This window comes from Rhodococcus sp. WS3 (assembly GCF_003797085.1).
In the GTDB taxonomy this organism is placed as follows: Bacteria; Actinomycetota; Actinomycetes; order Mycobacteriales; family Mycobacteriaceae; genus Rhodococcus_F; species Rhodococcus_F globerula.
Genome location: NZ_RKMA01000001.1, coordinates 2,985,207 through 3,000,727 on the forward strand (window position 1 = coordinate 2,985,207; position 15,521 = coordinate 3,000,727).

At 59.9% G+C, this 15,521-nt stretch carries 15 protein-coding genes; 10 read left to right on the forward strand and 5 right to left on the reverse strand.

Annotation, left to right across the window (positions count from 1 at the left end; genetic code table 11):
- The first annotated feature begins 9 nt into the window (after positions 1-9).
- On the forward strand, positions 10-585 hold the full coding sequence (locus EEB13_RS13570; RefSeq protein ID WP_033235040.1) for an HhH-GPD-type base excision DNA repair protein: 576 nt from the start codon (positions 10-12) through the stop codon (positions 583-585).
- On the opposite strand, the gene EEB13_RS13575 is transcribed toward EEB13_RS13570, so the two are convergent.
- Complete coding sequence (locus EEB13_RS13575) at positions 586-1,494, reverse strand: LysR family transcriptional regulator (protein ID WP_095887695.1); 909 nt, start codon at positions 1,492-1,494, stop codon at positions 586-588. It abuts the gene before it with no gap.
- A gap of 101 nt (positions 1,495-1,595) precedes the next feature.
- Between EEB13_RS13575 and EEB13_RS13580 the strand changes: the two genes are divergently transcribed.
- A complete protein-coding gene (locus EEB13_RS13580; RefSeq protein WP_141485450.1) occupies positions 1,596-2,648 on the forward strand; it encodes a YeiH family protein in 1,053 nt (350 codons plus the stop codon).
- A 6-nt stretch (positions 2,649-2,654) separates the two neighbouring features.
- Here the strand turns inward: EEB13_RS13580 and EEB13_RS13585 are convergent, their stop codons facing one another.
- Positions 2,655-3,683, reverse strand: a complete 1,029-nt coding sequence (locus EEB13_RS13585; RefSeq protein WP_141485451.1) for an AraC family transcriptional regulator — start codon at positions 3,681-3,683, stop codon at positions 2,655-2,657.
- A 199-nt stretch (positions 3,684-3,882) separates the two neighbouring features.
- On the opposite strand from EEB13_RS13585, the gene EEB13_RS13590 reads away from it, so the two are divergent.
- The 4 genes from EEB13_RS13590 (at position 3,883) to EEB13_RS13605 (ending at position 8,361) form a co-directional block, all read left to right on the forward strand.
- Positions 3,883-4,857 carry a quinone oxidoreductase family protein gene (locus EEB13_RS13590; protein WP_141485612.1) on the forward strand — a complete coding sequence of 325 codons (975 nt, stop codon included), beginning with the start codon at positions 3,883-3,885 and terminating at the stop codon, positions 4,855-4,857.
- Between the two features lie 26 nt (positions 4,858-4,883).
- Entirely contained in the window at positions 4,884-5,774 is an 891-nt protein-coding gene (locus EEB13_RS13595; RefSeq protein WP_141485452.1) for a TauD/TfdA dioxygenase family protein, read from the forward strand.
- Between the two features lie 43 nt (positions 5,775-5,817).
- The gene (locus EEB13_RS13600; protein ID WP_033237424.1) at positions 5,818-6,870 is read left to right on the forward strand and encodes a 3-keto-5-aminohexanoate cleavage protein; all 1,053 of its coding nucleotides are present in this window, start codon (positions 5,818-5,820) and stop codon (positions 6,868-6,870) included.
- 168 nt (positions 6,871-7,038) lie between these two features.
- Entirely contained in the window at positions 7,039-8,361 is a 1,323-nt protein-coding gene (locus EEB13_RS13605; protein WP_141485453.1) for an MFS transporter, read from the forward strand.
- Positions 8,362-8,458: 97 nt separating this feature from the next.
- Here the strand turns inward: EEB13_RS13605 and EEB13_RS13610 are convergent, their stop codons facing one another.
- From EEB13_RS13610 to EEB13_RS13620, 3 genes are read right to left on the reverse strand one after another with little or no spacing between them, the layout of a single operon-like run.
- On the reverse strand, positions 8,459-8,845 hold the full coding sequence (locus tag EEB13_RS13610; RefSeq protein WP_218833740.1) for a carboxymuconolactone decarboxylase family protein: 387 nt from the start codon (positions 8,843-8,845) through the stop codon (positions 8,459-8,461).
- A 33-nt stretch (positions 8,846-8,878) separates the two neighbouring features.
- Complete coding sequence (locus tag EEB13_RS13615; RefSeq protein ID WP_141485454.1) at positions 8,879-10,450, reverse strand: long-chain-fatty-acid--CoA ligase; 1,572 nt, start codon at positions 10,448-10,450, stop codon at positions 8,879-8,881.
- Positions 10,451-10,484: 34 nt separating this feature from the next.
- Positions 10,485-11,096 carry an RBBP9/YdeN family alpha/beta hydrolase gene (locus EEB13_RS13620; RefSeq protein WP_141485455.1) on the reverse strand — a complete coding sequence of 204 codons (612 nt, stop codon included), beginning with the start codon at positions 11,094-11,096 and terminating at the stop codon, positions 10,485-10,487.
- Positions 11,097-11,562: 466 nt separating this feature from the next.
- On the opposite strand from EEB13_RS13620, the gene EEB13_RS13625 reads away from it, so the two are divergent.
- The 4 genes from EEB13_RS13625 to EEB13_RS13640 all read left to right on the forward strand — a co-directional run bounded on the left by EEB13_RS13625 (position 11,563) and on the right by EEB13_RS13640 (position 15,500).
- Positions 11,563-12,615 (forward strand): 3-keto-5-aminohexanoate cleavage protein, encoded by a 1,053-nt coding sequence (locus EEB13_RS13625; protein WP_033237424.1) that lies wholly within the window; start codon positions 11,563-11,565, stop codon positions 12,613-12,615.
- 166 nt (positions 12,616-12,781) lie between these two features.
- A complete protein-coding gene (locus EEB13_RS13630) occupies positions 12,782-13,807 on the forward strand; it encodes an ABC transporter substrate-binding protein (RefSeq protein WP_141485456.1) in 1,026 nt (341 codons plus the stop codon).
- Entirely contained in the window at positions 13,804-14,691 is an 888-nt protein-coding gene (locus tag EEB13_RS13635; protein WP_141485457.1) for an ABC transporter permease, read from the forward strand. Before EEB13_RS13630 ends, EEB13_RS13635 begins: the two co-directional genes overlap by 4 nt.
- A complete protein-coding gene (locus EEB13_RS13640) occupies positions 14,691-15,500 on the forward strand; it encodes an ABC transporter ATP-binding protein (protein ID WP_045066868.1) in 810 nt (269 codons plus the stop codon). The genes EEB13_RS13635 and EEB13_RS13640 overlap by 1 nt, the downstream gene beginning before the upstream one ends.
- Positions 15,501-15,521: the final 21 nt, after the last annotated feature.

The window sequence follows — 15,521 nt, forward strand, 5'->3', positions numbered from 1 at the left end:
ATCGGATGTATGGCACTTCATCTGAATCTCGTCGGTGACCCCGAAGCGGATGCTCTCCTCTCCGAGGACCCGTTGGCCTTGTTGCTCGGAATGTTGCTCGACCAGCAGGTTCCGATGGAGACGGCATTTCTGGGGCCGAAGAAGCTCGCGGATCGCATGGACGGTCTCGACGTCCGTCGCATCGCGGAGATGGACACGGACGCGTTCATCGAGATTTGCGCGCAGACGCCGGCAGTCCATCGTTTCCCGAAGTCGATGGGCGAACGCATCCAATCCGTGTGCCAGTTCATCGTCGAAAAGTACGACGGTGACACCGCTGCGATCTGGACGTCGGGTGATCCGAACGGCAAGGAAGTGCTCAAACGACTCAAGGCGCTGCCCGGCTACGGCGATCAGAAGGCCCGAATCTTCTTGGCACTGCTGGGCAAACAAATCGGGGTCCAGCCTGACGGTTGGCGCGAAGCAGCCGGGGATTACGGACTCGACGGGTCACGGCGGTCCATAGCCGACGTGGTCGACGAGCAGACGCTCCTCGAGGTCCGCGAGTTCAAGAAAGCCGCCAAGGCTGCAGCAAAGGCAAAATAGTCAGCCGAACTGCGTACTACTCGCCCGCACCAGCTTCACCAAGTCGCCTGCCGGCCCTTCGAGTTGCCGCGGCGGCCGCCATACGGCTCGCAAGGTGCGGGCGAGGTCGAGGCCGTCCACCTGGACAACCCGAAGGTCACCCGATTTCACCTGCTCACTGACTGCAAGAGTGCTCAGCACTGCCGGTCCGACACCGCCGAGGACGCTGGTGCGGATGGCGGCCGAGCTACCGAGCTCGAGCAGGGGCGTCGCGCGCTCGTACTCCGAAAGCGCAACATCGAGAGTGGTCCGAGTACCAGATCCTGGCTCGCGGACCAGCAACGGCGTCATGGCCAGTTCGCCGATGGTGAGAGGTTTACGCCGACGCGCCCACGCGTGATCGGGATCGACAACGACCACGAGTGAATCGCGGGCGACGGTGATGCTGTGTAGGTGCCTCGGCACAGTCGGGGATTCGACAAATCCGAGATCGCACATTCCCACGTCGATCGCTTCGATGACACGCGTCGAGTTGTAGACCTGCAGATGCACTGTGACGTCGGGGTGTAACCCACGAAAAGTGCCCAGCCACGCCGGAATCAGATGTTCGGCAACAGTCATGCTGGCGCAGACCGTCAACTCCGCCGATCGCTCGGTCCGCATTCCTTCGGCCACGTCGAGTAGCTGTGTCGAATTGGCCAGGACACGCCGGGCCCAATGGACGATGACGGTGCCTTGCGGAGTTAGCGTCGCCCCGGTTGATTTTCGGTGGATTAGGGGCATACCGAGTTGGCGTTCCAGCGCTTTGATCGCACGGCTGGCGTTGGGTTGCGCGATATGCGCGAGACGGCTTGCAGCGCTGAGGCTTCCGTGATCATCGACGCCGACCAGTAGCTCGAGTGTGGTGAGGTCCGGCCAGCGTCGGGTCATGCGTTCAGGCTATACCCAATTACCCGGACATATCGTATTGATATGTCGTGATAGCAGAAATCGAGCTACCGCACCAATGATTTCTGACGGACTCTGGACGAGTGAACAGCGATGTGAAGTCCGTGGTCGACAAACCGGCCGTTGCCTCGCCGGCGCCTGTGCGGCGGTGGGCGAGTATCACTGCGCTCGTGCCCGGAGTGGCCCTGTGCGCCGTCGGTGCGGCAATCGCGCTGGGGGTCGGGCGGCTCTTTTCCGCTGTCAGTCCGCTGCTGATTGCGATCGTCGCCGGTACGATCGTGGCGAATACTGTCACCCTGCCTGCGAAATTCCAGCCGGGACTGACTTTTTCGTCTAAACGACTGCTGCGAATCGGAATCGCATTGCTCGGTCTGCAGTTGATGTTCAGCGACATCGTCGGGCTCGGCTGGGGTGTGATCGCCGTCGTCGTGGCGATCGTTGTTCTTGGCATCGCCGGAACAATGTATGCCGGAAAGCTTTTGGGTCTGTCGTGGACACAGCGAATTCTGATTGCGTGCGGCTTCTCGATCTGCGGCGCCGCGGCTGTGGCCGCCGCGGATGGCGTGGTGAATGCAAAAGAAGAAGAGTTACTTACTGCGGTAGCGCTGGTGGTGATCTTCGGAACGTTGATGATTCCGACAATTCCGTTGTTGGCGAGGAGTTTCGGACTCGATGACGTCAGCGCGGGCATGTGGGCCGGTGGGTCGATTCACGAGGTTGCGCAGGTTGTTGCCGCCGGCAGTGCTCTCGGTGCCACCGCATTGGGTGTTGCCACCATTGTGAAACTTGCGCGTGTGCTGATGCTGGCGCCCGTCATGGCGTTCCTGAGTATCCGTCAACGTGCGATGTCCGACAATTCGAATCTCCAGGTGAAGCGGCCACCGCTGGTGCCCCTGTTCACGTTGGCCTTCATCGCATTCATGGGGCTGCGCTCAACGGGGATTCTCCCGGAAGAGGTTCTCGGCGTAGCGAAGACGGTGCAAACCGCATTGTTGGCGGCTGCGATGTTTGCGCTCGGGCTCGGTGTGCGATTGAGTGTGATCCGCGGCGTCGGAGTGCGCCCATTCGTTTTGGCTGCATTGTCGACGGTCTGGGTGGCCCTGATCGCCTTGGTCGGTGTTGTGTTGGTCAGCTGATCGTTCTCACCCTTGGCGCTGGGCTTTCCATTCGCTGGGGCTCATCGAAAACTGCGTGCGAAACCACCGCGAGAAACTGCCTTGAGTAGAAAATCCGAGGTGCACGGCAACGTCGGTCAACGAATAGCGTGGGTTCGACACCAAGCGTTGCGCGAGGCTACTGCGTACCGAATTGAGAACAGCCGTGAAGGTATCACCCGATTCTGCTAGATGGCGGTGCAGGGTTCGCCGATCGAAGCCGAGGCTCCGAGCCACATGTTCGACGGAGCATCGTCCGGTGGGGAGCAGCACTTCGATCAATTCCCTTGTACGGCTGAGGGTATCGGATGAATCCGCGGCGGGAAGCGAGTCGAGGAATGCTCGTGCATATGGGCGAAGTAACTCATCGGCCAGTTCGTTGCGGGCATCTAGATCGCTCGCATAGAACACGATTCCGGTGAACTCGTGATCGAAGTCCACCGCGTTGCCGAGAATTCGTCGATGTGTACTGGTGTCTTGCGGAGCACTGTGTGTGAATCCGACGCTCACCGGATGCCAGGCAGGCCGGAGAAAGCTCCGCAGGATCTGCACGGTTGCGCCGACGGCGAGTTCGACGGTCTGCCTGGTGTCGACCGAGTCTGCGGAAGGCCGCGTAGTGGCAGGATCGCCGACCTCCAGGCCGATCCGCAGGGTTGCCAAGCCGCTGACCTCGGTCAGGCGGATGCGAAGCGCCTCGTTGTAGGTGTGCTCGTACCGGATCAGGACGTCCAGTGCGCTCCTGACGTCGGGTTCTTCCCTGATGACCAGGCTGAGCGGCCCGAGATTGGACAGCCTGCGGAGTTCGGCGAGGAGGAGGCCGAAATCTTCGCGCCCGGATTCCGTTGCGGACAGTTCGAGGAGCGCGGCAATCGAGGCTGCTGGCACCCACTGATCGGGGTTGGCCAGGCTTGCCGGAGCGAGGCCGACGCTCCTCATCAGGTCGACGGCATCGATGTGGACCGAGCGACACAGGTCGACGTAGCGGTTGAGCGACGCATAGCGGGCGAGTGGCTTCACGAGGTTCCTTAGTTCTTGACTTAATGTCCCGAAATGTTGTGCTGCGTGTCTCGTACAGTTAAGCATGTGAGCCGGATCTCACCTAGTGTTGTTCACATCAGATCGCGACCCCGGAGTCGAAAGTAACTTCTGGAAGTTGTTGCGTACGAACATAGCTCGACCGAGTTTGTCGAGTATGCCCACAGAATTGGAGAGCATCGTGGCACACGCCATTCGATTCCACGAGATCGGTACCCCGTCTGTCATGCGTTGGGAAGAGGTCGAGGTAGGTCAGCCCGGGGCTGGTGAGGTCCGGATTCGCCACGGCGCCGTCGGACTCAACTTCGCCGACACATACTTCAGAAGTGGCCTCTACCCTGCACAATTGCCTGCCGGTATGGGCGTCGAGGGTGCCGGAACTATCGAGGCGGTCGGTGCGGGTGTTGCCGATTTCAGTGTGGGGGATCGGGTGACCTACACCGGCAGTCCGCTCGGGGCGTACAGCACCGAGCGCATCATGCCGGCTGCCGACCTGATCCCGTTGCCCGACGGTATCGATTTCGAGACGGCAGCAGCGATGACCATGCGCGGCCTCACGGCGGCTTACCTTCTGCGCCGCATCTACCCGCTGAAGGCAGGGGATACCGTTCTGCTGCACGCTGCTGCAGGTGGAGTTGGTTTGATCTTCACTCAGTGGGCAAAGCTGCTGGGCATCAAGGTGATCGGGACTGTTTCCACAGACGAGAAGGCAGCTGTTGCCCTGGCGCACGGGTGCGACGAGGTCATCATCTACACCCGCGAGGATGTTGTTGCGCGGGTGAAGGAGATCACCGGTGGTGTCGGTGTGCCGGTTGTCTACGACAGCATCGGGCAGTCCACGTTCGAGGTCTCACTCGACTCCTTGGCACGCCGAGGGCTGATGGTGTGCTTCGGAACCGCGTCAGGGCCGACGCCGCCGATCAACGCAATGCAGTTGGCGGTCAAGGGATCTCTTTTTGTCACTCGACCGGCCTTGGCCGACTACATCGCCGATCCGGCGGAGCGCGCCGAATTGGCCGCCGAGCTCTTCTCGCACGTCGAAGAGGGGCGGATCAAGATCGGAATCAATCAGCGGTATGCACTCGAAGATGCGGTGCGTGCGCACCACGATCTGGAATCCGGCCGCAGTATCGGTTCCTCCGTCTTTACCGTCTGACGCCATCCGTCGAAAGGGGAATCGTCATGAATAACACTGCAACGCTGATTGATACGGCCACCAGGTCGATCACCGTCGAGAAGCTGACCTGCTCCATCGGTGCCGAACTGTCCGGAGTGGACCTCGGCGTTGTCGCTCGCGACGACGCTTTGTTCGCCGAAATCAAATCGCTCCTGCTCGAGCACAAGGTTCTGTTCTTCCGTGACCAGGACTTCAGCCGGGCGCAGCACGTAGAACTGGCACAACGCTTCGGCGACCTCGAGGATCATCCCGCGCTGGGTAGCGATCCCGAACATCCCGGGCTGGTCCGCATCTACAAAGACCTCGACAGTCCGCCGGAGCATTTCGAGAATGCCTATCACTGCGACGCGACGTGGCGCGTGAATCCACCGATGGGATGCGTACTCCGCTGTGTGGAGACACCACCCGTCGGAGGTGACACCATCTGGGTGAACATGGCACTGGCATACGACAATCTGCCTGCCGGCATCAAGGACCAGATCAAGGACCTCAAAGCCCGGCACAGTATCGAGTCGAGCTTCGGTGCCAGGATGCCGATCGAACAGCGCCATCAGCTCAAGGAGCGCTTTCCGGACGCCGAACATCCCGTTGTGCGAACGCATCCCGAGACCGGCGAGAAGATTCTTTTTGTCAATTCGTTTGCGACGCACCTCGTCAATTACCACACACCGGAGAACATTCGATACGGCATCGACTTCGCTCCTGGCTCGAGTAACTTGCTCAACTACCTCGCAAGCCAGGCCCAGATTCCCGAGTATCAGGTTCGGTGGCGCTGGACCGAGAACAGCGTCGCAATCTGGGACAACCGTTCAACGCAACACTATGCAGTGCAGGACTATTGGCCTGCAGTTCGAAAGATGGAACGCGCCGGAATAGTCGGCGACGCACCGTTCTGATCGTCCCCCCTTCTTTCTCATCTCGTTTGATTGGAGTTTTGTTATGCATTTTCACGATGATGCCTTGTTCCCGGAGGTTCAGGAGAAGCTTGTGATTACGGTTGCGCCGTATGGTCCGGAGTGGGAGCCGGACGATTTTGCGGAGGATCTGCCGTTGACGATGGACGAGCATGTTCAGACTGCGGTGGATTGCTACAACGCGGGTGCGACGGTGTTGCATATTCATGTTCGTGAGCTTGACGGTAAGGGTTCGAAGCGGCTTTCGAAGTTCAACGAGTTGTTGGGTCGTTTGCGTGAGGCTGTGCCGGAGATGATTTTGCAGGTGGGTGGGTCGATTTCGTTTGCGCCGGAAGGTGAAGGTGCGGATGCGAAGTGGCTTTCCGATGATGTGCGGCATATGTTGGCGACGTTGGATCCGGCTCCGGATCAGGTGACGATTGCGATCAATACGTCGCAGATGAACATCATGGAGTTGATGACCCCGGATGATATTGCGGGGACGTCGATGGAGCGTCCGGAGTTGGCGAATACGTATCGGGAGATGACGGTTCCGGCGGGTCCGGAGTGGGTGGCGGAGCATTTGCGTCGGTTGCAGGAGGCGGGTATTCAGCCGCATTTCCAGCTCTCGAGTATTCCGCAGCTCGAGACGGTGGAGCGGTTGATCCGTCGGGGGATCTATACGGGTCCGGTGAATTTGACGTGGGTGGCGATCGGTGGTGGGTTCGACGGTCCGAATCCGTACAACATGATGAATTTCGTTTCGCGGGTTCCTGATGGTGCGTGTCTGACGCTCGAGACGTTGATGCGCAGTGTGTTGCCGGTGAACACGATGGCGATCGCGATGGGGTTGCATGCGCGGTGCGGTAACGAGGACACGATTTGGGGCCGTAAGGGCGAGAAGATGACGTCGGTGCAGCAGATCGAGCAGTTGGTGCGTATTGCGGGTGAGTTGGGCCGTGAGGTGGCGACGGGTAAGGAAGCTCGCGATATTTACCGGATCGGTCAGAGGTATGCCGATACCGATGAGACGTTGGCGAAGTTGGGTTATGCGCCGAATCGTCGGCCGGGTCAGTTGGGTTTCACCCACCACGCCTGACGGTAGTTCCGGGGGCATGAGCTGTGACAGTTCATGCCCCCGAGTCATCTCCAGAGCTTGTTGCTAGAAAATTTCCGAACCTTTTGTCCATCAGGCGATTTCCGGAAACTTATACCTCGACCAGGGTTCCGCCGTCGTCTTCCTTCCTCGAATGCTCCAAGGAGAATCATGGGATTACAGGCTACTTCCACGCTCAGCGTGGACACCGCACGCAGCAGCGGTGGACGGCGAAAGATATACCCCTGGATCGTTTTTGCGCTGGCCTTCGGCCTCCTGCTCTCGGACTACATGTCCAGACAGGTCCTCAGCGCGGTTTTCCCGATCCTGAAAGCGGATTGGGATCTCTCCGATTCGCATTTGGCGTCGTTGAGCAGTGTTGTCGCGCTGATGGTCGGGTTGCTGACGTTCCCGCTCTCACTTCTGGCCGATCGTTGGGGCCGCGTCAAGAGCCTGATCCTGATGGCCGTGTTGTGGAGTGTCGCTACTCTGCTGTGCGCGATTGCCCAGTCCTATGAACAGATGCTCGGTGCGCGATTCCTCGTCGGTGTCGGTGAAGCCGCATACGGCAGTGTCGGTATTGCCGTGGTGCTCAGCGTGTTTGCACCGCGAGTGCATGCAATGCTGGCCGGTGCCTTCATGGCCGGTGGTTCGTTCGGTTCGGTGATCGGTGTTGCGATCGGCGGGTTCATCGCCGTTCAGTTCAGTTGGCGTTGGTCCTTTGCCGCGATGGCGATCTTCGGTCTCATCCTCGTTGCGCTGTTCCGCGCTCTGGTTACCGAGAAGAAGTTGGCCGCTTACGCCGTCGAGGGTTCCGCCGGCGCCGCAGCGGAACCGGATGGGTACCGGGCGCCGGTATCGACATTGTTCACCAATCCGGCGGTGCTGTTTGCCTACATCGGTGGCGGGCTGCAGATGTTCACTGCCGCTGTGCTTCTGGCGTGGTTGCCGAGTTTCTTCAACCGCTACTACGATCTTGCGCCGGACAAGGCCGGAGTCATGGCTTCGGTGTTCGTTCTCCTGGTCGGCAGCGGCATGGTGGTCTGCGGATTCATCACCGACCGGTTCAGCCGTGACAACTCGGCAAAGAAGTGGACTACGGCGATCGTCTACTGTGTGATCTCCCTGGTGTCCTTGGGTATCGGTCTCCGGTTAGGCACGGGCACAGCGCAACTCGTACTTCTGGGAATCGGCGCATTCTTCTCTGCCGGCTGTTCGGGTCCGACAGCGGCGATGGTCGCCAACCTCACGCATCATTCGATCCGCGCATCGGCCATGGGAACGCTGACGGTCGCCAACAACCTGCTCGGACTGGCGCTCGGTCCCTTTGTCATCGGCATTCTTGCCGATCATCTCGGACTCCTGAGAGCGCTGCAGCTTTCACCCTTGGTCTACATTGCCGCCGTGGTTGCCTTTATTGCGGGCAAGCGTGCGTACCCGGCCGGTATTCGTCGTCTGGAGAATCTTCAGAAAGCGCCTGCAATGGATGCTTGATCCGGCATTGCAACTCGAATGGGCACCCACCCGCTATTTGCGAGTAGGTGCCCATTCGTCTGTCAGCTGATGTTGTGGCACAAAAGAACTGCCAAATTCAGTTATCCGACTGACGCTGCTTGTGTGCTTCCATCTCCTCGACGAGGATCGGAACGCCGACGTTGCACGAGTGGATACCCACCACGGTTGCCAGCTTGAGGACCTCGAGAATCTCCTGCGGAGTCACCCCCATGTCCAAGGCTGCCTGGATATGGCGCCTGGTACCCGGTGCATACATGTGGGTGGCGGAGGCGTCGACGGCGATACACAGCAGCTGAACAACTTTCGGTGAGAGGACACCGCTCTGGTACGGCTCCATCGCCATTTTCATATACAGTTCGGTCCAGTTCGGGTCCATGTCGTACAACCCGTCCCAGAGCGTATTCCAGCCGCCGCCGGCCTTCATCGCCTCGACTACTGGATAGCTGTTGGTGTCCTCGGTCATCATTCCTCCGTTTGTTGTTCGATTCGAGCAGGTCTAGCGGGCGGTTGAGGCGTCCGTGAGTTCGCGCTTGAGAATTTTCCCGGTTGCGGTCATCGGCAGTTCGGTGACGAACTCGACGTGGCGGGGGTACTTGTAACTAGCCATCTGTTCTTTCGACCACGCGATCAGATCGTCCGCCGTGATCTGCGCTGCCGGGTGGAGGATGACAAACGCCTTGATCTCCTCGCCATGTCTCTCGTCGGGCAACCCGACGACGGCGGCGAGCGAAACGGCGTCGTGGGTCACGAGGACTTCTTCGATTTCGCGAGGGTAGACGTTGAATCCACCGCGAACGATCAGGTCCTTCGCGCGATCCACTATGTAGTAGAAGCCGTCTTCGTCGACGCGAGCCAAGTCGCCGGTGCGGAACCAGCCGTCATGCATGACTTCGGCAGTGGCGTCGGGGCGGTTGTAGTAGCCCTTCATGACGTTGTGGCCGCGCAGAGCGATCTCACCGACTTGATCCTGGCCGGTGACGGTGTTCCAGTGCTTGTCCACCAGTCGCGCCTCGATGCCCCAGATCGGGACTCCGATCGATCCCGGCCGAGGATCACGCTGCGGGTCGCTGAACAGTGCCAACGGCGAAGACTCGGACAGCCCGTAGCCTTCGAGGATCTGGACGCCGAACTGCCTCTTGAACTGGGTGAGAATCTCCACGGGCAATGCTGCGCCGCCGGAGATCGCCTTGCGCATGTTCCGCGCAATCTTCTCGACATCCACATTTCCTCCGTCGAGCGCGCCGAGCAGACCCCAGTACATAGTGGGCACGCCGGCAAAGACCGTGATGTTTTCCTGCTCCATCAACGCGAGCGCAGCGGCGGCCTCGAACCGGGGCATCAGGACCAGCGTCGAGCCGACGGAGAGTGCGGAGTTCATGGCGACGGTTTGGCCGAAGGAGTGGAACAGTGGGAGCGTGATCAGGCACGTATCGAGTTGTGTTGGGGTGCTGTCGAAGAGGCGATTGGCGCAGAGCGCGTTGAGAACCATGTTGGAGTGGGTGAGCTCTGCGCCTTTCGGAGCTCCCGTGGTTCCGCTGGTGTAGAGAATCACTGCCGTATCCGCCGGTTCTCGCACCACGGTTTCGAACTCGTTTGGCGTCGCAGCGATCGCCTGGGCAACCGTGTGGACGTCCGCGAGTTGCGACGGCCCCTGCGGATCGGCAGTGATCAGGAACATGTGACTGCACGCGGGAGCACCCTGGAACCCGTCGAGGCCGTACTCGCCGATCGGCAGGTCGGGGCCACCTTCGAAACAGAAGTATGCTTTCGCATCTGAGTCGTTGAGGTGGTACGCAATCTCCCGGCCCTTCAGCAAGATGTTGAGCGGTACCACCACTGCACCAGCCTTGAGGATCCCGTAATACACCGCGAGGAACTCGGGGATGTTCGGGCAGGAGAGCGCAACCTTGTCACCGGGTTGCACGCCTCGGGCCACGAGCAGGCTTGCGATCTTGTTCGCATGGCGGTTCAGTTCCGCGTAGGACTGGCGCTCGTCGCCGAGCACGACGGCGTCTCGATCCGGGTATCGCCGAGCCGAATCTTCCAGTAATGCAGATAAATTGAGCATCGCTGCGTGTCCTTCGAAGTGTAGGTAGGGGGGCTCAGGTCAGCGTTTGCGAGACGACGTCTTCGCGAACCTGGGTCAGCTCGTCGATGAATTCCTCGGCCTGCGACCATTCCCCGTACCCGGAGGCAGGATTCAGGTGCCCGACGTCGCCGAGGTCGACCAGACGGCTGCCCCAGACCTCGGCCATGTTGGCCACTCGGAGCCGATCGGCCAGCGGGTCGTTCGAACTCACTGCGACGATGCTCGGGAACGGCAGTTGGCGACGGGGAATGGGCAACCATCCGTTGCTGTTGAGATCCTCCAGCATCGGATAACCCTCGGGTAGTTGGCGTTCCAGGTCCGCGGGAGTTGCCAGCAGCGCGCCCACGATCGGGCGATTCGCCTGTAGAGCCCAGTGGACTGTGATCATGACACCGGCGCTGTGGGCAACAAGCACGATCGGTCCGTCGATGTCGCTGATCACCGCGTCGAGGGCTGCGATCCGGGCAGCCAGGCTGAGTTTGTTCTCCGAGAGGGGAGGCACGCTACGTACCCGGTCCAGCTTGTTTTCCAGCAAAGTCTGCCAGTGTTCGTCGACGTGGTCGCGTAGGCCGGGCACGATCACGACGGTGGGTACTGAGGGGGCGTTCGCGGAAGGGTTGGTCATTGCCGTCTCCGGGGTTGTTTGGTGATGTTCGGGGCGTAGCGCCGGCGCGGGTCTGCCACTGTGGTTGATCGCCGGGGGCGGAACCCGATTTACGTTGTGACGGCGCGATCTACGAGGCGCTTGACACTCTTGTATCGGGGTCACGATAGCCGGATCGGTCCATCGATATTTGACATAATGAGACAAGCCTATTGACGTTTCGGGACTCGTAATCTCAGTGGGTCATGCGACCCTTGGCTGCCCCAAGGGTCAATAATCCTGTCTCAATGCGTCAAGTTTGATTGCTTCGACACGGCTATCGTGATCTCCATCACCAGGAAGGTCGAGTGCGCGGCAAATCACAGGCATTCGAGTGGAACGGGACGATACATGTTGTGATGCAACGACCTTCGGGTGCGAGCTGACACTGACGTCGTCTCGGACTGCGTCCCTTCTTTCTCAGCTCTCATCTGATTGGAGTTTTGTTATGCATTTTCACGATGATGCCTTGTTCCCGGAGGTTCAGGAGAAGCTTGTGATTACGGTTGCGCCGTATGGTCCGGAGTGGGAGCCGGACGATTTTGCGGAGGATCTGCCGTTGACGATGGACGAGCATGTTCAGACTGCGGTGGATTGCTACAACGCGGGTGCGACGGTGTTGCATATTCATGTTCGTGAGCTTGACGGTAAGGGTTCGAAGCGGCTTTCGAAGTTCAACGAGTTGTTGGGTCGTTTGCGTGAGGCTGTGCCGGAGATGATTTTGCAGGTGGGTGGGTCGATTTCGTTTGCGCCGGAAGGTGAAGGTGCGGATGCGAAGTGGCTTTCCGATGATGTGCGGCATATGTTGGCGACGTTGGATCCGGCTCCGGATCAGGTGACGATTGCGATCAATACGTCGCAGATGAACATCATGGAGTTGATGACCCCGGATGATATTGCGGGGACGTCGATGGAGCGTCCGGAGTTGGCGAATACGTATCGGGAGATGACGGTTCCGGCGGGTCCGGAGTGGGTGGCGGAGCATTTGCGTCGGTTGCAGGAGGCGGGTATTCAGCCGCATTTCCAGCTCTCGAGTATTCCGCAGCTCGAGACGGTGGAGCGGTTGATCCGTCGGGGGATCTATACGGGTCCGGTGAATTTGACGTGGGTGGCGATCGGTGGTGGGTTCGACGGTCCGAATCCGTACAACATGATGAATTTCGTTTCGCGGGTTCCTGATGGTGCGTGTCTGACGCTCGAGACGTTGATGCGCAGTGTGTTGCCGGTGAACACGATGGCGATCGCGATGGGGTTGCATGCGCGGTGCGGTAACGAGGACACGATTTGGGGCCGTAAGGGCGAGAAGATGACGTCGGTGCAGCAGATCGAGCAGTTGGTGCGTATTGCGGGTGAGTTGGGCCGTGAGGTGGCGACGGGTAAGGAAGCTCGCGATATTTACCGGATCGGTCAGAGGTATGCCGATACCGATGAGACGTTGGCGAAGTTGGGTTATGCGCCGAATCGTCGGCCGGGTCAGTTGGGTTTCACCCACCACGCCTGATTTTTCGTCAACCTGCATGTTTTGTCCGGGGCGCGCCAGTACTGCCGTGCCCCGGACACGCTCAGTACAGCCGCCGGCGCATTTTGCGCGCACCAATTGTGTTGGCTCGCATCCCGGTTCGTAGCGACTACCTTCACAAGACACTAAAGGGTATGAGAAAAGTCAGATGAGTTCACAACGTTCTTGGGCACGGAAGGCGGCGGTCATCGCCGCCACTACAGCGACCGCATTCAGTTTGGGTGCCTGCGGCAGTGATTCTGCCTCTGCCGACGGCTCTGTCATGAAGATCGGAATCACTCAGGGAGTGCCAGGCGATCTGCTCACCGTCGTTGCTGAAAACGAGGGTTTCTTCGACAAGCGTGGGGTCAACGTCGAACTGATGCCTCCCTCCTTGACCACCGCCCTCTCCGCCGCCGTCATTTCGAACGACATCACTGTCGGGACCATGGTGCCCGGGACCTTGTGGCCGGCAATCGACAAGGGTGCTTGTGCAAAGGCTTTGGGCTCCACGCTGGGAAACACGATGGATGTGATTGCGCAGCCGGGCACCGAGATCGCCGGTGACCCCACCGATCCCAACACCACTATGGCGAGCATCAAAGGAAAGACCATCGGTGTCACTTCCCGTGGATCCGGCATGGAACTGTGGATTACGCAGCTGCTCAACGATGCCGGTATGGACCCGGCCAAGGACGTCACGTTCGTGGGAGTCGGAGCGCCGGCCACAGCAATCCAGGCGTTCAAGGCCAAGCAGGTTGACGTTCTCTACTACGGCCCCACTATGGCCGAGCAGTTGCCCGAATCCGAAGTAGTGCGCGTGACGGACATTATCGGCAAGCCCGGGAATGCGCTTTCCTCGCTTGTTCAGGGATATCCCTCGGCGTCCTGCAACACGATCGAGCAACGCCCGAACGACTTGTTGAACTACTGCAAGGCGATGTGGGACACCTACGATTTTGCGCAGGATCCCAAAAACGCTGCGGCGATGGGCAAATGGATGTCCGAGCTGATCGGTGTCTCGCCTGCCGGGGGACCGGCAGCCTGGGACGCACTGAAATCGACGTATCTGCCGATGACCATCACGCAGGAATCGTGGGAAGCGCAAGCCGAGTTGGCTGGTTCGCCGGCTCCCGTTGCCCCGGATTTCGCCAGCTCGGTCTACGAGCCGTGCACGGGTGGTGATCCGCGATGACCCTTCCCGCTGCCGTCGCGACGACGCGCGTCGACCCGGTACTTCAACCTGTCCCACCAGAGGAAAAGAAGCCGAAGGGTAAGAAAGTTGTTGTCGGCGCTACCGGCGCCAAGGCCAAACTTTCCGGCGGATCATTACTCGCGGTGCAGATAGCGCTGCTGATCGCGATACTGGCTGCCTGGCAGATCAGCTACAACTACGCCGGTGAGAACAAGCTGGTGGTGTCGAACCCGAAGCTCGTGTGGGAGGCCTTTCTAGCTTGGCAGGAGAAAGGCACTTTCTGGCCTGACCTGTGGTCGACGGTGTCTGCGGCCTTTATCGCATTGATTCTGAGCGCGGTGATCGGTATTGCCGCGGGCATCGGGCTCGCGCTGGCGCCGAGCGTCGAGGCCGTGGTTTCTCCGTTCCTGGACGCGATCAATGCGATGCCGCGCATTGCTCTTGCCCCGGTGTTCGTCATCTACTTCGGTATCGGTTCGACCTCGAAAATCGTCCTGGCATTCACGCTGGTTGTCTTCATCATCACCATCAATACCAGGGCCGGTGTTTCGAGTGCCGACTCGGAATTGCTTCGGCTGTCCGTGGTCATGGGAGCGAGTAAGTGGCAACGCTTCTACAAGGTTCTCTTGCCGGTGGCCGTGCCGTCCATCTTCGCCGGTCTTCGGCTAGGCCTGATCTACTCGCTCCTCGGCGTAGTGGGCGCAGAACTCATCGCCTCGACAAGTGGTTTGGGGCAGCAGATCTCGGCATCCTCGGCTGCGTTCGACCTCGGGACGGTGTACGCCGCGCTGATCGTTCTTGCAGTGATCGCCGCAGTGTTCAACGCTGCCGCCGGGCGTATCGAGAAGTCGATTCTTCGTTGGCAACCCCCGCAGGACGCATGATGACGTATACAGGAGTGAAAGCTGTGGGAACCGACAACGCCGTTGCAGTCGAAGACCCCGCGTTCGAGATTCGTTCTGCAACATTGGATTACACGCCAGCTGGCGCGAGCACCTTCTCTGGAGTTCGAGATCTCTCGCTCACGGGTAAGCGGGGTGAGCTGTTGGTACTGGTAGGACACAGTGGCTGCGGAAAGACAACAGCGCTGAATCTGATGGGGGGATTGATTCATCCGACCACCGGCTCCGTCTCGGTGCTGGGCACCAGTCCGGCGCAGGCGCGTTCGGAGATGGGATACATGTTCGCCCGTGACGCGCTGTATCCGTGGCGAACGGCCAGGCAGAATGTGGAGCTCGGTATGGAGCTTGCTCATGTCGGAAAGGCCGAGCGGCGTGAGCGGTCGATGGAGATGCTGCGCAGAGTCGGACTCGAGGCTGCAGCGGACCGGTACCCGTGGCAACTGTCGCAGGGCATGCGTCAGCGTGCGGCTCTCGCCCGGACGTGGGTGATGAAGCCGGCATTGATCCTCATGGATGAGCCGTTCTCGGCGCTGGATGCGCAGACCCGCGACGTGGTTCGCGACGAATTCCTTGATGTGTGGAGCCAGGAACGGCAGACCGTGGTTTTCGTGACACACGATCTGAACGAGGCATTGCTCATCGCGGATCGGGTAGTTGCCATGCGCGCCGGTGAGGTTGTGGTGGATATGAAAATCGAGATGGATCGACCTCGAGATGAGGCCGGCCTGGAAAGCAGCAAGGAGTTCCGTGACATGTTGGGGGAGTTGCGCGCAACGCTGAACTCGCACTGATTCTCGCGCAGCGAGCACGCG